The following is a 19,329-nucleotide window of genomic DNA, read 5'->3' on the forward strand; positions in this document are numbered from 1 at the left end:
CTGAACAGATGACCGTGGTCGAACGGCAGGAGTGGGACGTCGTCGTGGTCGGCGCCGGGGGCGCGGGCCTGCGTGCCGCGATCGAGGCACGCGAGCGAGGCGCCCGTACGGCCGTGATCTGCAAGTCGCTGTTCGGCAAGGCGCACACCGTGATGGCCGAGGGCGGCATCGCGGCGGCCATGGCCAACGCCAACGAGCACGACAACTGGCAGGTCCATTTCCGCGACACCATGCGCGGCGGCAAGTTCCTCAACCAGTGGCGGATGGCCGAGCTGCACGCGCGGGAGGCGCCGGACCGGGTGTGGGAGCTGGAGACCTGGGGGGCGCTCTTCGACCGCACGAAGGACGGCCGTATCTCCCAGCGCAACTTCGGCGGCCACGAGTACCCGCGTCTCGCGCACGTCGGCGACCGCACCGGACTGGAGCTGATCCGCACACTGCAACAGAAAATCGTTTCCCTGCAGCAGGAGGACAAGAAGGAGACCGGGGACTACGAGTCCCGGCTGAAGATCTACCAGGAGTGCACCGTCACCCGGATCCTGAAGGACGGAAGCAGGGTCTCCGGGATCTTCGCCTACGAGCGCGAGACCGGCCGCTTCTTCGTCCTGGACGCCCCAGCCGTGGTGATCGCCACGGGCGGCATCGGCAAGTCCTTCAAGGTGACGTCGAACTCCTGGGAGTACACGGGCGACGGCCACGCGCTGGCCCTGCTCGCCGGGGCTCCCCTGCTCAACATGGAGTTCGTGCAGTTCCATCCGACGGGCATGGTCTGGCCGCCGTCGGTGAAGGGGATCCTGGTCACGGAGTCGGTGCGCGGCGACGGCGGGGTGCTGCGCAACTCCGAGGGCAAGCGGTTCATGTTCGACTACATCCCCGACGTCTTCAAGGAGAAGTACGCCCAGTCGGAGGAGGAGGGCGACCGCTGGTACGAGGACCCGGACAACAACCGGCGTCCGCCCGAGCTGCTCCCGCGGGACGAGGTGGCGCGGGCCATCAACGCCGAGGTGAAGGCGGGCCGCGGCTCCCCGCACGGCGGGGTCTTCCTCGACGTGTCGACGCGTATGCCGGCCGAGGTGATCCGCCGCCGACTGCCCTCCATGTACCACCAGTTCAAGGAGCTGGCGGACGTGGACATCACGGCGGAGGCGATGGAGGTCGGGCCGACCTGTCACTACGTCATGGGCGGCATCGCGGTCGCGTCGGACACGGCGGCGGCGCGCGGGGTGCCCGGCCTGTACGCGGCCGGCGAGGTCGCGGGCGGCATGCACGGCTCGAACCGGCTCGGCGGCAACTCTCTGTCCGACCTGCTGGTCTTCGGCCGCCGCGCGGGCTGGCACGCCGCCGAGTACGCGGCCGCGCAGGCCTTCGAACGCCCCGAGGTCAGCGACATGCAGGTCGACACGGCGGCGGCGGAGGCGCTGCGGCCCTTCTCGGCGGAGGGTCCGGCCGGGGGCGCGGACGACGGACGTCCACCGGAGAACCCGTACACCCTCCACCAGGAGCTCCAGCAGACGATGAACGACCTCGTCGGCATCATCCGCCGCGAGGGTGAGATGGAGCAGGCGCTGGAGAAGCTGGCCGATCTGCGCGTACGGGCCCGCCGGGCCGGCGTCGAGGGGCACCGCCAGTTCAACCCCGGCTGGCACCTCGCGCTCGACCTGCGCAACATGCTGCTGGTCAGCGAGTGCGTGGCGCGGGCGGCGCTGGAGCGCACCGAGTCGCGCGGCGGGCACACCCGCGAGGACCATCCGACGATGGACCGCAAGTGGCGCAACATCAACCTGCTGTGCCAACTGGCCGACCCGACGGGCGGCCTGGCGGCCACGGACCCCGAACGCGGCCAGATCACCCTGCTGCGCGAGACCACCGACCCCGTCCGCCAGGACCTGCTGGCTCTCTTCGACAAGGAAGAGCTGGTCAAGTACCTCCCCGAAGAGGAGCTCTACCAGTGAGCAGCTACGAGGCCCGTTTCAAGGTGTGGCGGGGCGATGTTCAGGGCGGCGGCCTGGAGGACTTCGAGGTCGAGGTGAACGACGGCGAGGTCGTCCTCGACATCATCCACCGCCTCCAGGCCACCCAGGCCCCCGACCTGGCCGTCCGCTGGAACTGCAAGGCGGGCAAGTGCGGTTCGTGCTCGGCGGAGATCAACGGCCGCCCCAGGCTGATGTGCATGACACGCATGTCGGTCTTCACCCGGGAGGAGACGATCACGGTGACGCCGCTGCGGGCGTTCCCGGTGGTCCGCGACCTCGTCACGGACGTCGGCTTCAACTACACGAAGGCCCGCGAGGTCCCCGCCTTCGTCCCACCCGCCGACCTCGGCCCCGGCGAGTACCGCATGATGCAGGAGGACGTGGACCGCTCGCAGGAGTTCCGCAAGTGCATCGAGTGCTTCCTGTGCCAGGACACCTGCCACGTCGTCCGCGACCACGAGGAGAACAAACCGGCGTTCGCCGGCCCCCGCTTCCTGATGCGCGTCGCGGAACTGGACATGCACCCCCTGGACGCGGCCGCGGAGACCGGCCTGGACCGCAAGGCCACGGCCCAGGAGGAACACGGCCTCGGCTACTGCAACATCACCAAGTGCTGCACGGAGGTCTGCCCCGAGGGCATCAAGATCACGGACAACGCGCTGATCCCGCTGAAGGAACGGGCGGTCGACCGCAAGTACGACCCGCTGGTGTGGCTCGGCAACAAGATCATGCGCCGGACCTCGTCGGGCTGAGTCCGCGGCCGACCAGCTCCAGTGCCTCGCGCAGGTTGTGCTCCGCGATGCCCCGCATGGCCTGCGGGTCGGGAAAGTCGCCGTCCAGCAGCCGAAGCGGTCCGGCCACCAGGGACAGCCGCATGGCGAGGCGGTAGAGACGCAGGCGGTCCTCGTCCAGGCCGGGGGCGCGCAGGACGTCGTAGGCCTCGTGGAAGCGCAGCTCCAGGAACACGTGCTCCCACTCCACGTCGCAGTACAGCAGGCCCTCGACGTCGATCAGGGCGGGCATGCCGTCGGCGTCCAGCAGGACGTGGTCCGGGCCGAGCTCGCCGTGGACGAGGGTGTGGCGGCCGCGGGGGCGGACCGCGGCGGACAGTTCGCGCACGGCCGTCTCCAGGTCCTCGCGCGCGGCCGCGATCCGTGCGTCCCGTACGGCGGTCCCGGCGATGTCCCGCAGGGCGCCCTCGGTGATGCGCTGCTCGCAGGAAAGGGCGGACGGGACAACTCCGTTGTCGACGAGGGCGACCTTGCCGAAGGCCGGGCCCTCGTGCGCATGCAGGGTGCTGAGCTGTTCCGCCAGCCGTTCCAGGGCCACGCGGCCCGCGACCGGGTCCCGCTCCATCGCCTCCTCCAGGCTCCCTCCCCGCAGGTCCTCGACGATCGCCGCGTCCGTCGGAAGGTGGGTGTGGGTGGCGTCGGCGTAGATGAGGCGGGGCGTGCGGACACCGGCCGCGGTCAGCCGGTCGTGCGCCGCGGTGAGCTGGTCGAGGCCGTCGCTTGCGTGGAAAGGGTCGACGGGATCGACCGCGTGGTCGGGCTGGGCGTCCCAGTAGTCCTCCTCCGGCGACCAGACGTAGGCGACGGCGGTCGTGTCGTCGTCGAAGGTCAGCCGGTAGACGCCCTTCTTGGAGCCACCGCGCAACCGGGTGACGCCGGCCAGGGTGCGGCGCGGGCCGGTGGCGGCCCGGGCGAGAGGGGCCAGGTCGGCGCGCGTGAGGTGCTTGCGGGTGGCGGTCACGGGGGTGGGCTCCTCGCTGGTCGACGGTACGGGCACCGCGCTGTCGGCGGCACGCGAGCCTCCGATCCTGGCACCGCCGCCGGTCGGGCCACAGCCGGTTTTCCCAGCGCACGCGGCCGTCCGCACCCGCCCCTGACGCATCCCGCGCCCACCCTTCACGCATCCCGGCCCCACCCCGGACCCATCCCGGTCGCGCCCCGGCATTCCTCCTCATACGCTCCGAAATGTGACGTCATCCTTGATACGGGGCCGGCCGCGGCGGGGCAGCTCGCACATACGGGCGCGGGTGGTGCACGCGCTGGTGGGCGGGCTGGTCGGGGTGGCGTGGCTGGTGCTGCCCGTGGTGACGGTTCTGAACGGGGGTGCGGTCGCGGGTGGGTCCGATCGGCCTGTGGCCGGTGCGGCGGCCCAGGGGGAGGCCGAGGGGACCTCGGACGTCGATCTGGTGCTGCCGGTGCTGGCGGTCGTCGCGGCGGTGGTGGTCGGGGGGTACGGGTTCGTGCGGCGCAGGCGGCGGGCGCGGGGGCGTACGACACCCGGTGGGGCGCCCGTTGAGACGGCCGTGCCGCCAGCCGGGGACCTCGACGAGCGGGCTCGGGCGCTGCTGGTCGAGGCGGACGACTGGGTGCGGGTCAGTGCGGAGGAGCTCGGGTTCGTCGCGGAGAAGGCAGGGGGCGCCGAGCTGGTCGAGCCCTTCGTCCGGGCGCTGCGGGACGCCCGGGCCGAGTTGGCGGTCGCCTTTCGGATGCGGTGGCAGTACGAGGGCGGGGTGCCGGAGGAAGGCGCCGCGCGGCGGCACGCGCTCGCCGGGATCGTCGGGCGGTGCGAGGAGGCGGGTCGGCTGCTGGACGCGCGGGCCGCCGCGTTCGATCAGGTACGGGGGCTGGAGGAGGGCCTGGGCGGAGGGCTGGGGCAGGCCCTGGTAGTCGCGGAGGGCCGGTTCCGGGAACTGACGGGACGTACCGGAGCTGCCGGCGCGGCGCTCCGGGAGCTCGGCGAGCGGTACGCTCCCTCGGCCACCACCGCCGTCGCGGGCCATGTCGAACAGGCCAAGGACCGGCTCGTCTTCGCCACCACCCGCCTCAACCAGGCCCGCCAGTCCGCCGACTCGGGCGACCACGAACGGGCGGCGGGCCGGTTGCGTGCCGCCGAGGGCGCGATCAGCCAGGCGGCCGTCTTCGTCGACGGCGTGGAACGCCTCGCCGGGGACCTCGCCACCGCCTCGACGATGGTGCCGGCCGCGCTGACCGGCGGCGAGGCGGAGATCGCCGGCGCACGGAGGTCGCCGCCCGGTGCCGTTGACCCGTACCTGCCCATACCGCCCGGCGAGCTACGCGCCCGCGTCACCCACGCCGACCTCGCCCTGTCCGGCGTACGCGAAGAGCTGACCTCGGGGCGGCCGTACGACCCCCTGGACCTGCTGCGCCGGATCGTCCGGGCCGTCTCGCCCGTCGCCACGGGGCGGGCCGGGGTGATCCCGGCCGCCGCGCTGCTCTGCGCCCGTGCCGCGGTGGCCGGCGCGGACGACGTCGTCGCGACCCATCGGGCGGCGGTCGGCAGCGAGCCCCGCACCCACCTGGCCGAGGCCCACCGCCTGCTGGCTCCCCCGGCACCCCTCGCCGACCTCCTGTCCGCCGACACCCTCGCCTGGCAGGCCCAGGACCTGGCCGAACAGGACATCCGCCGCCACGGCCACCCCACCACCCCCACCGAGACCGTCCAAGGCCTCACCGGAGCCCTCCTGGGCGGCATCCAGCCGAACACCGGCCCACCGGCAAGCTATGGCGGCCCGCGCACCCGGGCCCGGCGTACAGGGGACACGGCACGTCCGTGAGCCCCGCGCGCTCCGCCACGCGAACCCGCGGGCGGCGACGGTGAGATGGCCCCACCGGGGCCGCCCGCACCCGACGACGATTGCCGCACGGGCGGTGCGGGTGGGTAACGATCCGGCCGAAGGCGAAGCCGAGGCTGCGGCCCTTCTGGCGGAGCCGCCCGTCAGAAGAGGCTCAGCAGCGCCTCCGCCGGGTCCGCCAACCCGTTCTCACCGTCCGGCAGCGGCAGTTCGAACCACACCGTCTTGCCCCGCGGCGTACGACGGGAGCCCCACGCCGCACTGAGCAGCCCGACCAGCTGCAACCCCCGGCCACCCTCGTCGGTGTCCCGGGCACGACGCCGCCGCGGCTGGACCAGCCCCGAGTCCCAGACCTCGCACACCAGCGTGCGGTCCAGCAGCAACCGCAGCCGGATCTCGCCCTCGCCGTATCGCAGCGCGTTGGTGACCAGCTCACTGACCAACAGCTCCGTGGTGTCGACCAGCGGCTCCAGATCCCAGGACAGCAGCTGCCCGCGGGCGTACTCCCGGGCCCGCCCCACACTGCGCGGCTCGCGCGGCAGCGTCCAGTCGCCGACCGACTCGGCGGGCAGCCCCTGGACACGTGCCATCAGCAACGCGATGTCGTCCTCGCCGTGATGGCTGTCGAGGGTGTTGAGGACGTGGTCGCAGACGTCCTCCAGGGGACGCGTGGGGTCGGTCAGGGCGCCCACGAAGGCCTGGAGGCCCTCGTCCAGGGGGTGGTCGCGGGACTCGACGAGGCCGTCCGTGTAGAGCGCCAGCAGCGCGCCCTCCGGCAGCTCGACCTCCACCTCCTCGAACGGCTCGCCACCCACGCCCAGCGGCATCCCGGGCGGCACGTCGAGCATCAGCGCCGCCTCGCCGGGTTCGACGAGGACCGGCGGCAGATGGCCGGCGTTGGCGAAGGTGCAGCGGCGCGTGACGGAGTCGTAGACCGCGTAGACGCAGGTGGCGAGGTACACCTCCGACAGGTCCGCCTCCCGGGGCCGGCGGGCCGCGCGGGTGGCCTGCTGGACGCCGCCGGGGGCACCGAGGCCGCGCGCGATCTCGTCCAGCGCCGAGAGGACCTCGGCCGGTTCGAGGTCCAGCAACGCCAGTGTTCGTACTGCCGAACGGAGTTCGCCCATCGCGACGGCTGCCCGTAGGCCCCGCCCCATCACGTCCCCGACAACCAACGCCGTACGGTGGCCCGGGAGTTCGATCACGTCGAACCAGTCGCCGCCCACCTCGCTGGGCCGGTCGGCGGAGGAGTTGCCGGGCAGGTAGCGGCAGGCGATGTCGAGGCCGGACGCGACCGGGTCCCCGGGGGGCAGCAGGGACCGTTGCAGTATCAGCGCCCGTTCGTGCTCGCGCCGGTAGAGGCGGGCGTTGTCGATACAGACCGCCGCCCGCGCCGCCAGCTCCACCGCGAGATCACGGTCCCGGTCGCCGAACGGCTCGCTGCCCTTCGTCCGGGCGAACTGCGCCAGTCCTACGACCGTGTCGTGGGCGACCATCGGCACCGCGAGCGTGGACTGCACCAGGCCGCCCTCCTCGCCGGGCACGAACTGCGGCCGGGTGGTGCGCAGGGCGTCCGCGCAGGGCGAGTTGAACGGGTAGTGGTGGACGGCGCCGACCGCGACGGGCACGCCGCCGCCGACGAAGGGCGCGTCGGAGACGGCACTGGAGAAGGCGACGCGGCGCAGTTCCGCGCTGCCGTCGGCGAGGCCGGGCGGGGTCTCGTCGCCGGCCAGCAGCCCCTGGTAGAGGTCGACCGTGGCCAGGTCGCAGAAGCCGGGGACGACGACGTCGAGGAGTTCACGGGCCGTGGTCTCCAGGTCGAGGGAGTTGCCTATACGGGCGCCGGCCTCGTTCAGCAGGGCGAGATTGCGCCGGGCCGCGGCGGCCTCGCGGGCGGCGGCGCGGCGCGCGGTGATGTCGATTCCGAGCCAGGCGATGCCGATGGGGCGGCCGCTGCCGCTGTGCACCCGGTAGAGGTTGACGGACCAGTGGCGGCGCTCGTCGGAGCCGGGCAGAAAGCCCGTGACGTGCATGTCCGTGATGGAGTTGCCGCTCTCCAGGACGCGGCGCAGGGTCGCCGCGACGCGGTCGGCCTCGGAGCGCGGCAGATAGTCGTGGACGCCCCGGCCGCGATGGTCGTCGGGGGAACCGCCGAAGAGGGAGGCGAACCGGTGGTTGACGCGGCGCACCCGCAAATCGGTGTCGATCAGCAGGAAACCGAACGGAGATTGACCGAATATCGACTGCGAGGCCGCGAGGTCGGTCTCCATCCGACGGAGGGTGCGGACGTCGACGACGATGCAGACGGCGGCCTTCTCGCCGTCCTCGGTCCGCGTCGGCATGACGTACACCTCGGCGAGACCGTCCTGGCCGCGCCGTCCGTCCACGTCGTCCGGCGTCCGGAAGGGGACCACTCCGGTCCACTCCCGTCCGTCCAGGATCTCGGCCATCTTGCGCTGCCCCTGCTCGCGCAGGTCGGGGTCGATGAACGCCTCGATGGGGTCCATGCCCACGGCCCGCCGGGCGGGGATGCCGAACAACTGCTCGGCGCGCAGGCTCCACTGGTCGACGAGGCCGTCGGGGCCGATCGAGAAGGACGCGACCTTGATGTAGTCGTAGATCGAGCCGGGCGGACTGCTCTGCCAGACGGGGTCGCCGGGGCGGGGCTCGTCGGAGGCGAAGCCGGGGGCCCGGGAAGCGGGGGGTGCCTGTGTTTCGGGAGAGGCGTGTGTGCCCCGGGAGGTGCCGTGGGAGGCCTGTGTGTCGTCGGAGGCCTGTGGGTCGTGGGCCCGCTCCCCCGCGGCCCTCGCCCTCGCGCCGTCCGACGGGTCCTCGGACTCCGTGGCCTTCGCTGGTATCTCGCTCACGCGAACCGTCCCCTCCAGCTCACCGCGTCCGGCACCGGTCACCGGGGGCGGCTGCCCGCAGTATCCAGCACTACGGCCCCGCACAACACGGTGTTCACGATCACAGCACGTTCCCGATGGTTTTCGGTCCCGGCACCGGAAACACTTCCAGTCTTCTAACCAGCGGACACGCAGTCGAATCACGCGGTTCGACAACTGCCACTGGCCTGAACCAGTCGCTCGACAGGGTCGGGGTGGGCGTACACCGCCCTCACCGTGGTGGTCACCGTGGGACCGCGAGTTCGAACCACACCGTCTTGCCCGTGTTCCGGCCCGGCCGGGTGCCCCAGCGGCGCGAGGAGTGCGCCACGAGCTGGAGTCCGCGGCCGCTCTCGTCCTCGGGGTGGGGGGCGCGTTCACGGGGCGGGTCCGGGAGGGGGTCGGAGACCTCGACCAGGAGGACGCCGTCGAGGTCGGCGGGGCGTACCAGACGTACCCCGATGGGGCCCGTGGCGTGCCGCAGGGAGTTGGTCACCAGCTCGCTGACCAGCAGCGCCGTGAGGTCGGCGAGGCTGTCGAGCTCCCAGTCGCGCAGCCTGCCGCGCACGGCGGCACGGGCCGCGCGCACCGCTCCCGCCTCCGCGGGAAAGGTCCACTCGGCGCAGTCGCCATCGGTGTCGATCACGCCGATCACTTCCCAGGCCAGCGGGTTCGCCCATGTCCGGTTTCGCAGGGTTAGTGACCCCATACCCGATATTCGGGGGGCGGTACCGCGCGCGAGGTATGCGAACGGGTAGGAACCCGGGAAGCTTCCTCAGGAACGAAGCCGTCCCGCCACCTCTTCGACCGCCGGGACGTCCGGGTCCAGCCAGTCGACGTCCCAGAGCTCCCCGGCGCCGAGCCAGCGCAGGGCGTCGTGGTCCTGGAGGGGCTCGGGGTCTCCGGAGCCGGGGAGCAGACGGGTCGTCCACACCTGGAGGACGTAAGGGGGTTTCAGGGGCCACTCCCCCGGCAGGCGCTCGATCACCTCGGCGTCCACGCCGAGTTCCTCTCGCAGCTCCCGCACGAGCGCCACCTCGGGCGCCTCGCCGGGCTCGACCTTGCCTCCGGGCAACTCCCAGCGTCCGGCCAGTTCCTCGGGGGCGCTACGGCGCGCCGCGAGCAGGCGGCCTCCGTCCAGCAACGCGGCCCCGACCACGATCCGTTCCGTCATGCGCCTGAGCCTAGGCGCTCCGCTCGGAAAGCCGACTCTCGACTGCGGCGCCGTCGTGGCTGGTCGCGCAGTTCCCCGCGCCCCTGCAAGTGCGGCACCGTCGTGGCTCGTCGCGCAGTTCCCCGCGCCCCTGGAGGGTGCGGCGCCGTCGTGGCTCGTCGCGAAGTTCCCCGCGGCCCTCGGGGCGCGTCTAGTCGCCGGTCTGGGCGAGGCGTTCGACCCAGTAGAGCTGTTTGTGGCCGCGGCTGTCGAGGCTGTCTGCGATCTTCTGGGCCTCGGCCCGGGTCGCGTACCGGCCTACGCGGTAGCGATTGCCGTTGTCGTCCTGTCGAACCACGAGCCAAGGAAGAGTGATCGTGCTGTCGTTCATCGCGCCCCACCGCTCCTTCCCGCCCACAGCCGCCCGGGTACCGCTCGCGGCCTGTGCCGTGCCCCGCCCGCTAAGGAAACCGCAATCCGCATATGCCCGAGCCTACGCCTAACCTTTACGCTGCGAATACGGCTTTTCACAAAGAGGTACGCAACCAGCCAAGTCGGAGGGGGCGCACGGCGTCGAACGCGCCGTGCGTGGACGTCGATGCATCCGGTCACGGGCATGCCGCGCACGCCCGCGACGACCTGCGAAAACTGCCAGATTCGAACGACGTTTGAAGGGGCGGGAGTTGAGGCCCGGCCGGAGGTAACTGCGGTGAAGGTGTGCGCTACTTCACCGGGAGGTGGTACGCGACCCGGTAACGGTCCGCCGGAATCACGACGTCCGCCGTCTCCACCGGACGCCCGGAGGCGTAGTAGGTGCGCTGGATGACCACGACCACATGACCGGGGACGCCGCCCAGCGTCAGCAGCTCCTCCGCGAGGCCGGGGCGGGCGCCCACCTCCTCGGTGACGTTGTCCACGACGACGTCGATGGCCGCCATGCGCTCGACGACGCCCATGCCGCCGAGCGGGCCCTCCTCGGGCAGCATCACGGGCGTACGGCCGGTGACGGCGAGCGGCTCCCAGGAGGTGGAGATCATCATCGCCTCGCCGGCGTCCCGGAAGAGGTACTTGGTGCACATGACGCGGTCGCCGGGCCGGATGCCGAGCCGCTCGGCGACGGCGACGCTGGCCTCGGCCTGCCGGCTGCTGGACTCCCAGGTGCCGCGCGTCTCGCCGTCGGCCTGCTCCTGGCGGAAGGGGGTGGCCCCGCTCGGCGGGCGGAAGCCGGAGCGGGAGATACGGCGGGGCACGGGGCGCTCCCGGACGTACGTCCCGGAGCCGGAGCGGCCCTCGACCAGCCCCTCGGCCATCAGCACCTTGCGGGCTTCGAGGGCGACGGTGTCCGAGACGCCGTACTCCTCGCGGATCCTGGCCTGGGACGGGAGGCGGGTGTGCGGTGGCAGCGAACCGTCGACGATCTTCTTGCGGAGATCACCCGCGACGCGCAGGTACGCCGGCTGCTCACCGAAAGTCACTGGCCGCTCCCATCAGCTTGTACAGACAGCTACAGCGTGGCAACCGTGGGTTGTCCCGTGCAAGCAAAGGCCAGAGAATCACTCGATGTGATGACTTGTGCCCGCGGAGGGCTTTACGCAGGCACTTTCTCCCCGCTATAGCCGCGCTCACACCTCCGCTCACACGGCCAGGCCGCCCCCGCTCCCGCTGTCGTCGCCGCTGCCGAAGTCGTCCTCGTAGGTCGGCATCGTGGTGTCCAGGCCCAGAGCCTTGCGCGCGGTGACGGTGGTGGGGCCGTCGACGTACTCGTACCCCTTCTCGTAGTGGGTGTAGTACGTGTCCGCGTCCTTCGACGCCGCCGCCCGCGACCACTCCGTGCGGGCGTCTTCCATCTCCTCGATCAGATCGGCGACCGGCTGCTTCGCCCCGGTCGGAAAGCTGTGTCCGCGCAGCGCCTCGATCTGCTCGCCGAGCACGGTGTGGACGTCCCTCGCCCAGGCCTGGTTGGCCGCCAGGTCCTCCTCGGGGTATTCCCCCGGCTCCTCGTACAGGACCGTGTCGATGGCGTTGGTCGCGGTGAGGAAGGCGGTCTGGTCGGCGTCGAGTGTCGTGGGGTCGGCGCGCAGCGAGCCGGTCAGTCTGCCGTCGTCGGCCGTGCTGCCGAAGATGCAGGTGATCTCGCGGTCGCCGGCGCGCCAGCTCTGCCGGGACGGGACGAGGTAGTAGACGTCCACGTCGTCCGGTAGGGCCCAGGTGTCCATGGCGTAGCCGTCCTGGAGGTCGTAGCACTTGTCGTCCGCGGTCCGTCCGAGCTCGTCGTCGCCCGGGAAGGAACCGCCCGGCAGCGTGACGACGGCGAAGACCTCGGCGTCGTGCCCGCCGGCGCAGGACACCTCGTCGACGTCGTAGGCGTCGCCCTCCAGGTCGCCGTTCGGTGTGTCGAAGCAGTCGCCCTCGGCCAGCGCGTAGGCGGTGCCCTCGCCGCTCGCGGCGCCCTTGAAGCCGTCCCAGAAGTCGGAGGCGGACCCCGTGGACAGCATCAGCGCCCACAGCGCGAGCCCGACCGTGGACAGCACCGAACCGGCCACCGCCATGCCCTTGCCGCTCTCGCCCCGCTTCTTGATCTGCGCCAGCGCGATCAGCCCCAGCACGAGCCCGACGGCCGGCACGAAGCAGAGGATGCCGAGTACCAGGGAGCTGATGGCGACGCCGTTGACGCGGACCGGACGGCCGTAGGGGCCGTAGGGGCCGTAGGGCTGGTACGGGTACGCGAACGGTCCCGGGGCACCGGGTGCGCCGTGCGGGTACGGCGACGCCGATGGGTACTGGCCCTGCCCGTACGGCCCTTGGGGCTGCTCCGGGCCGGGAGGCGGAGGTATGGACACGGGTACCGTGCTCCTGGTTCAGGCGGCGGTGCCGGGGTGGGAACGGGCGTACGACTGGGCGAATGGTAAGCGGGGGACGAGGGGGGATGTCATGCGGGTTACGCATGCGACGATCCGGATGATCGACGCGCTCACCGCATCCGTCGGCCGCGGTTCGGTGTGGCTGGTCGCGCAGTTCCCCGCGCCCCTTTGGGGGCGCTGCGGCGCTCGGCGTTCGGTACACGCGGCTCGTCCTCGCGGCCGGCTGGGTCTTGGACCCGGAGCCGTTCCGCGAGGACGAGGATGAGGGGTGACGTCAGGTCAGAACTGGAGTGCCCAGGCGTCGATGCGTCCGGTGTCGTAGTTCGCGTTGTCGCTGACGCGTAGCTTCCACGTGCCGTTGGCGGCCTCCGAGGAGGCGTTCACCGAGTACGTGGTGTCGATGTTGTCCGAACTGCCGCCCGTGCCGTACGACTTCAGCGTGTACGCCGTGCCGTCGGGGGCGATCAGCTGGACCTGGAGGTCGCCGACGTACGTGTGCACGATGTGGACCTCGACGGCCAGGGACGAGGGCGCGTTGCCGGAGACGCCGGAGACCGTCACCGGGGACTCGACCGTGGCGTTGTCGCTGATCGTGTGGTCAGCGGTGTTCTCGAAGCGTGGGCCCGGAGGGGTCGTCGTACCGCCGCCGACGTACAGGAGCCGGTTGGGCGAGCCCGTGCCGGGGCTGGTGACGACGCCGGTCGTGGCGGCGGACGTCAGGGCCGAGGCGACGTCGGACGGGGTGGCCGAGGGGTGGTCGGCCAGATAGAGGGCGGCCGCGCCCGCCACGTGCGGGCTGGCCATCGACGTACCGGAGATGGTGTTGGTCGCCGAGTCGCCGGAGTTCCAGGCCGAGGTGATGGACGAGCCGGGCGCGAAGAGGTCGAGCACCGAGCCGTAGTTGGAGTAGCTCGCCCTGGCGTCCGAGCTCGTCGTCGCGCCGACCGTGATGGCCTCGGTGACGCGGGCGGGGGACTTGGTGGAGGCGTTCGTCGACTCGTTGCCCGCCGCCACCGCGAAGGTGATGCCGGAGGCGATGGCGTTGCGTACGGCCGTGTCGAGGGCGGAGTCGGCGCCGCCGCCGAGGGACATGTTGGCGACGGCCGGCTTGACCGCGTTCTGGGCGACCCAGTCGATGCCGGCGACGACCTGGTCGGTGGTGCCCTGACCGGAGTTGTTCAGCACCCGGACGCCGACGATCTTCGCCTTCTTGGCGACGCCGTACGACGACCCGGCGACCGTGCCCGCCACGTGCGTGCCGTGGCCGTGGCCGTCCTGGGCGGTGTTGTCGTTGTCGATGGCGTCGTAGCCGTAGGAGGCGCGGCCGCCGAAGTCGCCGTGGGTGATGCGGACGCCGGTGTCGATGACGTACGCCGTCACGCCCTGTCCGGCCGAGTCCGGGTAGGTGTAGGAGCTGTTGAGCGGCAGGGCCTTCTGGTCGATGCGGTCCAGGCCCCAGGAGGGCGGGTTGGTCTGGGTCGCGTCGACGCTGAAGGTGCGGTTCTGGACGACGGAGGCGACGGCCGGGTCGGCGGCGAGCCGCTCGGCCTCGGCCTCGGAGGCCTCGATCGCGTAGCCGTTGAGGGCCTTCCGGTAGGTGCGCTCGATGTCGGCGCCGTACTTCTCGACCAGGGCGCGCCCGGCCTGGGAACCCGAACGGGCGTGATCGGCCTTGAGGTTCACGATGTAGCTGCCGGCGACGGCGTCGGCGGCGCCCGCGTACTGGACACGGCCCTCGGGGGCCGCCGCGGCGGGGAGAGCGGAGACGAGGCCCGCGGTGAGGGCCGCGGTGGCCGCCACGCCGAGCGCGGCCAGTCTTCGCCGGGTGCCTCTTCGGGAGTTACGCATCACTGCCATCTGAGGGGTCCTCCTCGATCGGTGGTGCGCCGGTGGGGGAACTCCGAAGTGGACAGGAGCATGTCAATTTCCTGTGCCACTCCTGTGCGTCAGCCGAAAGATTGAGGCCTCCACAGGAATTGCACAAGGGCCGTGCACGGCGAACTCCGCCCGCCCGTCCGGGGTTTCAGGCCCCCGAACCCCGCCTGCCGACCGACACGGCGACCGGGTGACCGATCACTGTCCGTGAACCTTCGACATGCAGGCTGTGCGGGTCTACGCAAGCCTGGGGGCATTCCGCCAGGACGACGTGTCCTCGCGGGCCTCCCAGGAAGGACGCTCACATGCGCTACGCAGCTGCCCTTTTCATCGCCGCCATACTCGCGGCGGTCGCCGCCCCCGCCGCCTCGGCCGCCCCCGCCGCCCCCATGCCGTGCGACTCCCACACCCTCAGCAGGCTCTGCTGGTAATCGCTTCCTGAGCGAGGGACAGGCCGTGGACCCGGCGTCGCGGCCTGTCCCCGTTCTCGCGACGTTCTCGCGACGTTCTCGCGACGTTCTTGCGGAACGGCAGGACGGCCTCAGTCGTCGAACCCCGTCGCCCGCGTCGACTTCTCCCACGCCCCGACGTCCTCGCGGACCTGGTCCAGATGGCCGAGTACGGCCGTGACCCCGTCGTCGCCCAGGGGCAGCCGCAGGGGGGTCCGCTCGGCCTCCAGCGCGGCCCGGATCAGGGCCGCCGCCTTCGCCGGGTCGCCGGGCTGGGTGCCGTCCCCGGCGGAGACGGCTTCGCGGGTCTGCGCCACCTTGGGGTACAGGCCGCTGTCCGTGCTGGTCCCCGCCCGGCCGGTCTCGAACAGTGCCGTGCGGAAGGAACCGGGCTCGACGATCAGCACCTTGATGCCGTACTCGGCGACCTCGTCGGCGAGCCCCTCGGACAGGCCCTCCAGGGCGAACTTCGTGCCGCTGTACGCCGAGAAGCCCGCGAAGGACATCTGCCCGCCCATGCTGCTCATCTGCACGATCGCCCCGGACCGGCGCTCGCGCATGTGCGGCAGTACGGCCCGGGTCAGGGCGGCCGGCCCAAAGACATGCACGTCGAACAGTTCGCGCAGTTCCCGCTCGGTCGTCTCCTCGAAGGCGCCGACGTGGGTGCGGCCCGCGTTGTTGACCAGGACGTCGATCCGCCCGTGCCGCGCCACGACGTCCCGTACGGCCGCCTGAGCCGCGCCCGTCTCCGTGACGTCCAGCCGCAGCGCCTCCGCCTGGTCGGGGTGCGCGGCCACCAGGTCGTCCAGGCCCTCGGGCCGGCGGGCCGCGCCGACCACCACGTCGCCCTCCGCGAGCGCCGCCTCCGCGAGCGCCCGTCCGAAACCGCTGGTCGCGCCCGTGATCAGCCACACCTTGTTCATGACAGCTCCTCGTAGTCGCATCGGCCCCGGATCGGCCCACTGCCCAGCGTGCGGCGGGCGGCGGTAGCCCGTCCAAGACCCACGCCGATAACCGATGGTTATGACCATGGACGTTCATGTGCGCGACCTGCGCTACTTCGTGGCGGTGGCCGAGGAACTGCATTTCACCCGCGCGGCCGAGCGGTTGTATCTCTCGCAGCCCGCGCTCAGCAAGCAGATCCGGGCGCTGGAGCGGCAGTTGGGTGTCGAGCTGTTCCGGCGCGATCCGCGGGGCGTGCGGCTGACCGAGGCCGGGAGCGTGCTGCTGCCGTACGCGCGGCAGGTGCTGGACGCCTGGTCGGCGGGGTCCGCGGCGCTGGAGGCCGCCCGCGCGGCGGCGCGCGGCACGCTGGTGGTCGGGATGAGCACCAGCCCGGGCCGCGGCGGCCTGCTCCCGGCGATCCGCTCCCGCTTCACCGCCGCACACCCGGACACCGCCCTGCGGCTGCGCCAGACGAGCTGGGAGGACCCCACGGCGGGCCTGGCGGACGGCACCGCCGACGTCGCCTTCGTCTGGCTGCCCCTCCCCGACGCCGGCCGCTACGCCTGGACGGTGCTCGCGGAGGAACCCCGCCTGGTCGCCCTCCCGGAGTCCCACCCGCTCGCGACCCGCGCCGAGATCGATTTCACCGACCTGCTGGACGAGCCGTTCCTCGCCCTGCCGCCGAGCGCCGGTCCGCTGCGCGACCACTGGCTCGCCCTGGAGGAGCGGGGCGGCCGCACGCCGCGTGTCGGCGCGGAGATCGCCGGCACCGAGGAGACGTACGAGGCCATAGTCGCCGGCCTGGGCATCTGCCTGGTCGCGACGGGCAACGCCCCGCTGATCACCCTGGGCGGGGTCGTCACCCGCCCGGTCCGCGGGCTCTCGCCCAGCCGCTACGCCCTGGCCTGGCGCCGCGCGGACGCCCGGCGTCCCCTCGTGCGCGCCTACGCGCACGCCTGCCGACAGGCCACGGGGCAGCCATGACCGGGCACACGCTCACGCCCGCTCCGCCGCGGGCCCGCCTGGCCGCTACGCCCTGGCCTGGCGCCGCGAGGACGCCCACCGACCCCTCGTGCGTGCCTACGCGCAGGCCTGCCGACAGGCCACGGGGCAGCCATGACCGGGCACACGCTCACGCCCGCTCCGCCGCGGGCCCGCCTGGCCGCTACGCCCTGGGCTGACGTCGCGAGGACGGACGGGGGCCCTCCTACGCGCCTGTGCCGGAGCCTGCGGGCGGGCGCGCGGGCGTGGCCAGGGCTGTGTTCATGCCTGTTCCGTCGCCGGCTCGGCGGGGGTCGTGCCCAGCCGGGCCTGCTCCTCCTCGACGATGCGGCGGGCCAGGGCGAGGTCGGAGATGTCGACGGCGTCCGGGGTGGACTCGGCGACCGCGCTGCGGCGGGCGTAGGCGTCGAACAGGCGGGACTTGTTCTCCAGCAGCCGCACGAGGCGTTCGTCGACGCCGCCCGTGCAGAGCAGGCGGTGCACATGGACCGAGCGGACCTGGCCCATGCGGTGGGCGCGGGCGACCGCCTGGTGTTCGACGGTCGGCTTGAGCTGGGGTTCGCAGAGGATGACGACGGAGGCGGCCTGCATGTTGAGGCCCACTCCCCCGGCCTCGATCTGCGCGAGCAGGACCGCGTGGCCGGGCGCGGCGGCGAAGTCGTCGACGAGCTGCTGCCGACGGGCGGGCGGCACGCTGCCGGAGATCGGCCCGAAGAGCCGGCCGGGCGCCTGACTCGTGCCCGCGGCTCCTCCCTGAGCGTCCGTCAGTGCGTCCCGCACCGCCCGCAGCACGTCCCGGAAGCCGGAGAACACAACGACCTTCAGTCCGTTCTCGGCGGCCTCCCCGGCGATCTCGCGCAGCCGGTCCAGCTTCGCCGAGCGCTCGGGGCGGGCGTACGCCGCCCTGCGCATCGCCATGAAGTTGCCGGCGCGGACGGCCTCGCGGTAGGCCTCCTCGTCCGCCGCGCTGGGCTCCTCCCACTCGTCCGTGTGCTGGAGGGCGGGGAGTTCGGTGAGGACGTCCTGCTGGTTGCGGCGCAGGTAGACCGGCGCTACCGCCCTGCGGAACGCCTTCGAACCGGCCACCGAGTCGTGGTCGTCGACGGACTCGGCCAGGTCGGGCCTGAGGATCCGCACCAGGCTGCGGAACTCCTCGACGCGGTTCTCCATGGGCGTACCGGTCAGGAACAGCACCCGGTCGCACGTCCCGGCCCATGCGGAGACGGTCCGGGAGCGGAGGGTGTCGGGGTTCTTCACATAGTGCGCCTCGTCGACGACGAGCATGCCCAGCTCGCCGCCGCCCGGCGCAGGGAAGCCGCGCAGGGCGTCGAAGGTGGTGACGGCGACGCCGCCGCGGTCCTTCCAGTCGGTGAACGCCTCCCGCCGGTCGGGGCCGTGCAGCGGTGTCACGCGCAGCGTGCTGCGCTTCTCGATCTCCCGGGTCCAGTTGATCAGCACGCTGGCCGGGCTGACCACCAGGAAGTGGCTCTGTCCGGCGGCGGCGAGGTGCGCCAGCGCGGCGATGGCCTGGATCGTCTTGCCGAGTCCCATCTCGTCGCCGAGGATCGTGCGGCGCTGGGCGAGGGCGAAGCGGGTGCCGAAGGCCTGGTAGCCGCGCAGCGAGACCCTGCGGTGGGTGTCGTCGAGCGTCTGGGTCCGGACCCGCTCGGCCACCTCGTCCGGCAGGAACCCCTCGGCCGCGGCGGGGTCGGGGGCGCGGCCGCAGACCTCGGCGAGCAGGCCGTAGTACTCGGCGGAGCGCAGCTCGAAGTCGACCAGGGCGGCCGGTTCGGACTCCGGGTGGCGCAGCAGGTCGACGGAGGCCTGCGCGAGCAGTTCGGGTACGCCGTCCCGGTCGGCCTGTTCGGTCAGGGCGCGGATCTCGGCGGCCGCCGCCAGCGCGCGCTCCCGTTTGGCCTGCCCCGCGAACAGCATGCGCAGCCGCCCGGCCACCGGCCCCGCCTCGGCCAGCAGCGGGCCGAGCCTCCCGCTCAGCGCCCCGGCCGCGTCGACGGCCCGGCGCGCCTCGGGGCCCGCCTCCACCAGTACGCCGAGCGCCATGACCAGGGCCGTGGTCCGGGGTTCCGGGCGGTCCACGTCGATGTGTACGGCGATGGTGTCCCGTACGGCGTCGGCGATCCGGCGGGCGGCGGCCACCGTCTGGTCGGCGGTCTGCTGTCCGACCCCGGGCAGCTGACGCAGCCGGTACGGCCCGGCGTCGAGGACCTGCCCGACCGTCCGGAACCCGCCCTTCTCCACCTCGCCGAGCCGCAGTCTGCCCTCGGTGACGTCCTTGAGCCGCGCCACCGGGATGACGTCCAGCTCGCGCCGGGCCAGGTCGTCGTGGATCGGCGCCAGAGCCTCCCGTACGGCCTCCACGGCGCGCGCGTGGTCGCCGGCCAACGCCTGTGCCGCCTCGTACAGCCGCCCGCCCCGGGCCACCGTCTCCCGTTCGCTCCGCCCCATCGCCCCCGGCCCCTTCCCGCCCCTCCCGCCGCGTCCTCGCATCCTGCCATCCGGGCGGGGGCGGGTCCGAGCTGCGGTCCGCGTCCCCCGGTCGGTGACCTCACTGTCAGTGGCCC

General features: G+C 72.5%; 15 protein-coding genes. 5 read left to right on the forward strand and 10 right to left on the reverse strand.

What is annotated here, in order from left to right; translation table 11 throughout:
• Positions 1–8 precede the first annotated feature (8 nt).
• Positions 9–1,952: a fumarate reductase/succinate dehydrogenase flavoprotein subunit gene (locus AQJ67_RS12040; protein WP_062718311.1), complete on the forward strand. Its 1,944-nt coding sequence runs from the start codon at positions 9–11 to the stop codon at positions 1,950–1,952.
• Positions 1,949–2,725, forward strand: coding sequence for a succinate dehydrogenase/fumarate reductase iron-sulfur subunit (locus AQJ67_RS12045; protein ID WP_062718313.1), 777 nt, complete (start codon positions 1,949–1,951; stop codon positions 2,723–2,725). Before AQJ67_RS12040 ends, AQJ67_RS12045 begins: the two co-directional genes overlap by 4 nt.
• On the opposite strand, the gene AQJ67_RS12050 is transcribed toward AQJ67_RS12045, so the two are convergent.
• On the reverse strand, positions 2,700–3,725 hold the full coding sequence (locus tag AQJ67_RS12050) for a phosphotransferase family protein (RefSeq protein WP_062718315.1): 1,026 nt from the start codon (positions 3,723–3,725) through the stop codon (positions 2,700–2,702). The genes AQJ67_RS12045 and AQJ67_RS12050 overlap by 26 nt on opposite strands.
• Before the next feature lie 226 nt (positions 3,726–3,951).
• On the opposite strand from AQJ67_RS12050, the gene AQJ67_RS12055 reads away from it, so the two are divergent.
• A complete protein-coding gene (locus tag AQJ67_RS12055) occupies positions 3,952–5,559 on the forward strand; it encodes a hypothetical protein (RefSeq protein WP_062718317.1) in 1,608 nt (535 codons plus the stop codon).
• A gap of 161 nt (positions 5,560–5,720) precedes the next feature.
• On the opposite strand, the gene AQJ67_RS12060 is transcribed toward AQJ67_RS12055, so the two are convergent.
• From AQJ67_RS12060 to AQJ67_RS12090, 7 genes are all read right to left on the reverse strand, one after another.
• Positions 5,721–8,444, reverse strand: a complete 2,724-nt coding sequence (locus tag AQJ67_RS12060) for a SpoIIE family protein phosphatase (protein WP_062718319.1) — start codon at positions 8,442–8,444, stop codon at positions 5,721–5,723.
• A 262-nt stretch (positions 8,445–8,706) separates the two neighbouring features.
• Positions 8,707–9,171: an ATP-binding protein gene (locus AQJ67_RS12065; protein ID WP_079055900.1), complete on the reverse strand. Its 465-nt coding sequence runs from the start codon at positions 9,169–9,171 to the stop codon at positions 8,707–8,709.
• Between the two features lie 66 nt (positions 9,172–9,237).
• A complete protein-coding gene (locus AQJ67_RS12070; RefSeq protein ID WP_062718323.1) occupies positions 9,238–9,636 on the reverse strand; it encodes a (deoxy)nucleoside triphosphate pyrophosphohydrolase in 399 nt (132 codons plus the stop codon).
• A 190-nt stretch (positions 9,637–9,826) separates the two neighbouring features.
• Positions 9,827–10,006, reverse strand: a complete 180-nt coding sequence (locus tag AQJ67_RS12075) for an SPOR domain-containing protein (RefSeq protein ID WP_062718325.1) — start codon at positions 10,004–10,006, stop codon at positions 9,827–9,829.
• Positions 10,007–10,337: 331 nt separating this feature from the next.
• The gene (locus tag AQJ67_RS12080) at positions 10,338–11,090 is read right to left on the reverse strand and encodes a GntR family transcriptional regulator (protein WP_062718332.1); all 753 of its coding nucleotides are present in this window, start codon (positions 11,088–11,090) and stop codon (positions 10,338–10,340) included.
• 159 nt (positions 11,091–11,249) lie between these two features.
• Positions 11,250–12,455 (reverse strand): DUF4190 domain-containing protein, encoded by a 1,206-nt coding sequence (locus AQJ67_RS12085; protein ID WP_062718334.1) that lies wholly within the window; start codon positions 12,453–12,455, stop codon positions 11,250–11,252.
• Between the two features lie 300 nt (positions 12,456–12,755).
• Positions 12,756–14,333 (reverse strand): S8 family serine peptidase, encoded by a 1,578-nt coding sequence (locus AQJ67_RS12090; protein ID WP_062718336.1) that lies wholly within the window; start codon positions 14,331–14,333, stop codon positions 12,756–12,758.
• Positions 14,334–14,656: 323 nt separating this feature from the next.
• Here AQJ67_RS12090 and AQJ67_RS50175 point away from each other — a divergent pair, with 323 nt between their 5' ends.
• On the forward strand, positions 14,657–14,782 hold the full coding sequence (locus AQJ67_RS50175; RefSeq protein ID WP_279616883.1) for a hypothetical protein: 126 nt from the start codon (positions 14,657–14,659) through the stop codon (positions 14,780–14,782).
• A gap of 110 nt (positions 14,783–14,892) precedes the next feature.
• Here AQJ67_RS50175 and AQJ67_RS12095 read toward each other — a convergent pair whose 3' ends face one another.
• Positions 14,893–15,723: an oxidoreductase gene (locus tag AQJ67_RS12095; protein WP_062718338.1), complete on the reverse strand. Its 831-nt coding sequence runs from the start codon at positions 15,721–15,723 to the stop codon at positions 14,893–14,895.
• A gap of 100 nt (positions 15,724–15,823) precedes the next feature.
• On the opposite strand from AQJ67_RS12095, the gene AQJ67_RS12100 reads away from it, so the two are divergent.
• The gene (locus tag AQJ67_RS12100; protein WP_208614945.1) at positions 15,824–16,729 is read left to right on the forward strand and encodes a LysR family transcriptional regulator; all 906 of its coding nucleotides are present in this window, start codon (positions 15,824–15,826) and stop codon (positions 16,727–16,729) included.
• A gap of 279 nt (positions 16,730–17,008) precedes the next feature.
• Here AQJ67_RS12100 and AQJ67_RS12105 read toward each other — a convergent pair whose 3' ends face one another.
• On the reverse strand, positions 17,009–19,213 hold the full coding sequence (locus tag AQJ67_RS12105) for a DEAD/DEAH box helicase (RefSeq protein WP_062718342.1): 2,205 nt from the start codon (positions 19,211–19,213) through the stop codon (positions 17,009–17,011).
• Positions 19,214–19,329 lie beyond the last annotated feature (116 nt).

This window comes from Streptomyces caeruleatus (assembly GCF_001514235.1).
GTDB classification, from domain to species: Bacteria; Actinomycetota; Actinomycetes; order Streptomycetales; family Streptomycetaceae; genus Streptomyces; species Streptomyces caeruleatus.

What these genes read in the sequence shown, in the direction of transcription:
- AQJ67_RS12070 (WP_062718323.1), bottom strand. Translation starts at nt 9,636, where the DNA reads ATGACGGAACGGATCGTGGTCGGGGCCGCGTTGCTGGACGGAGGCCGC.
- AQJ67_RS12090 (WP_062718336.1), bottom strand. Translation starts at nt 14,333, where the DNA reads ATGGCAGTGATGCGTAACTCCCGAAGAGGCACCCGGCGAAGACTGGCC.
- AQJ67_RS50175 (WP_279616883.1), top strand. Translation starts at nt 14,657, where the DNA reads ATGCGCTACGCAGCTGCCCTTTTCATCGCCGCCATACTCGCGGCGGTC.
- AQJ67_RS12100 (WP_208614945.1), top strand. Translation starts at nt 15,824, where the DNA reads ATGACCATGGACGTTCATGTGCGCGACCTGCGCTACTTCGTGGCGGTG.
- AQJ67_RS12075 (WP_062718325.1), bottom strand. Translation starts at nt 10,006, where the DNA reads ATGAACGACAGCACGATCACTCTTCCTTGGCTCGTGGTTCGACAGGAC.
- AQJ67_RS12040 (WP_062718311.1), top strand. Translation starts at nt 9, where the DNA reads ATGACCGTGGTCGAACGGCAGGAGTGGGACGTCGTCGTGGTCGGCGCC.
- AQJ67_RS12065 (WP_079055900.1), bottom strand. Translation starts at nt 9,171, where the DNA reads ATGGGGTCACTAACCCTGCGAAACCGGACATGGGCGAACCCGCTGGCC.
- AQJ67_RS12095 (WP_062718338.1), bottom strand. Translation starts at nt 15,723, where the DNA reads ATGAACAAGGTGTGGCTGATCACGGGCGCGACCAGCGGTTTCGGACGG.
- AQJ67_RS12105 (WP_062718342.1), bottom strand. Translation starts at nt 19,213, where the DNA reads ATGGGGCGGAGCGAACGGGAGACGGTGGCCCGGGGCGGGCGGCTGTAC.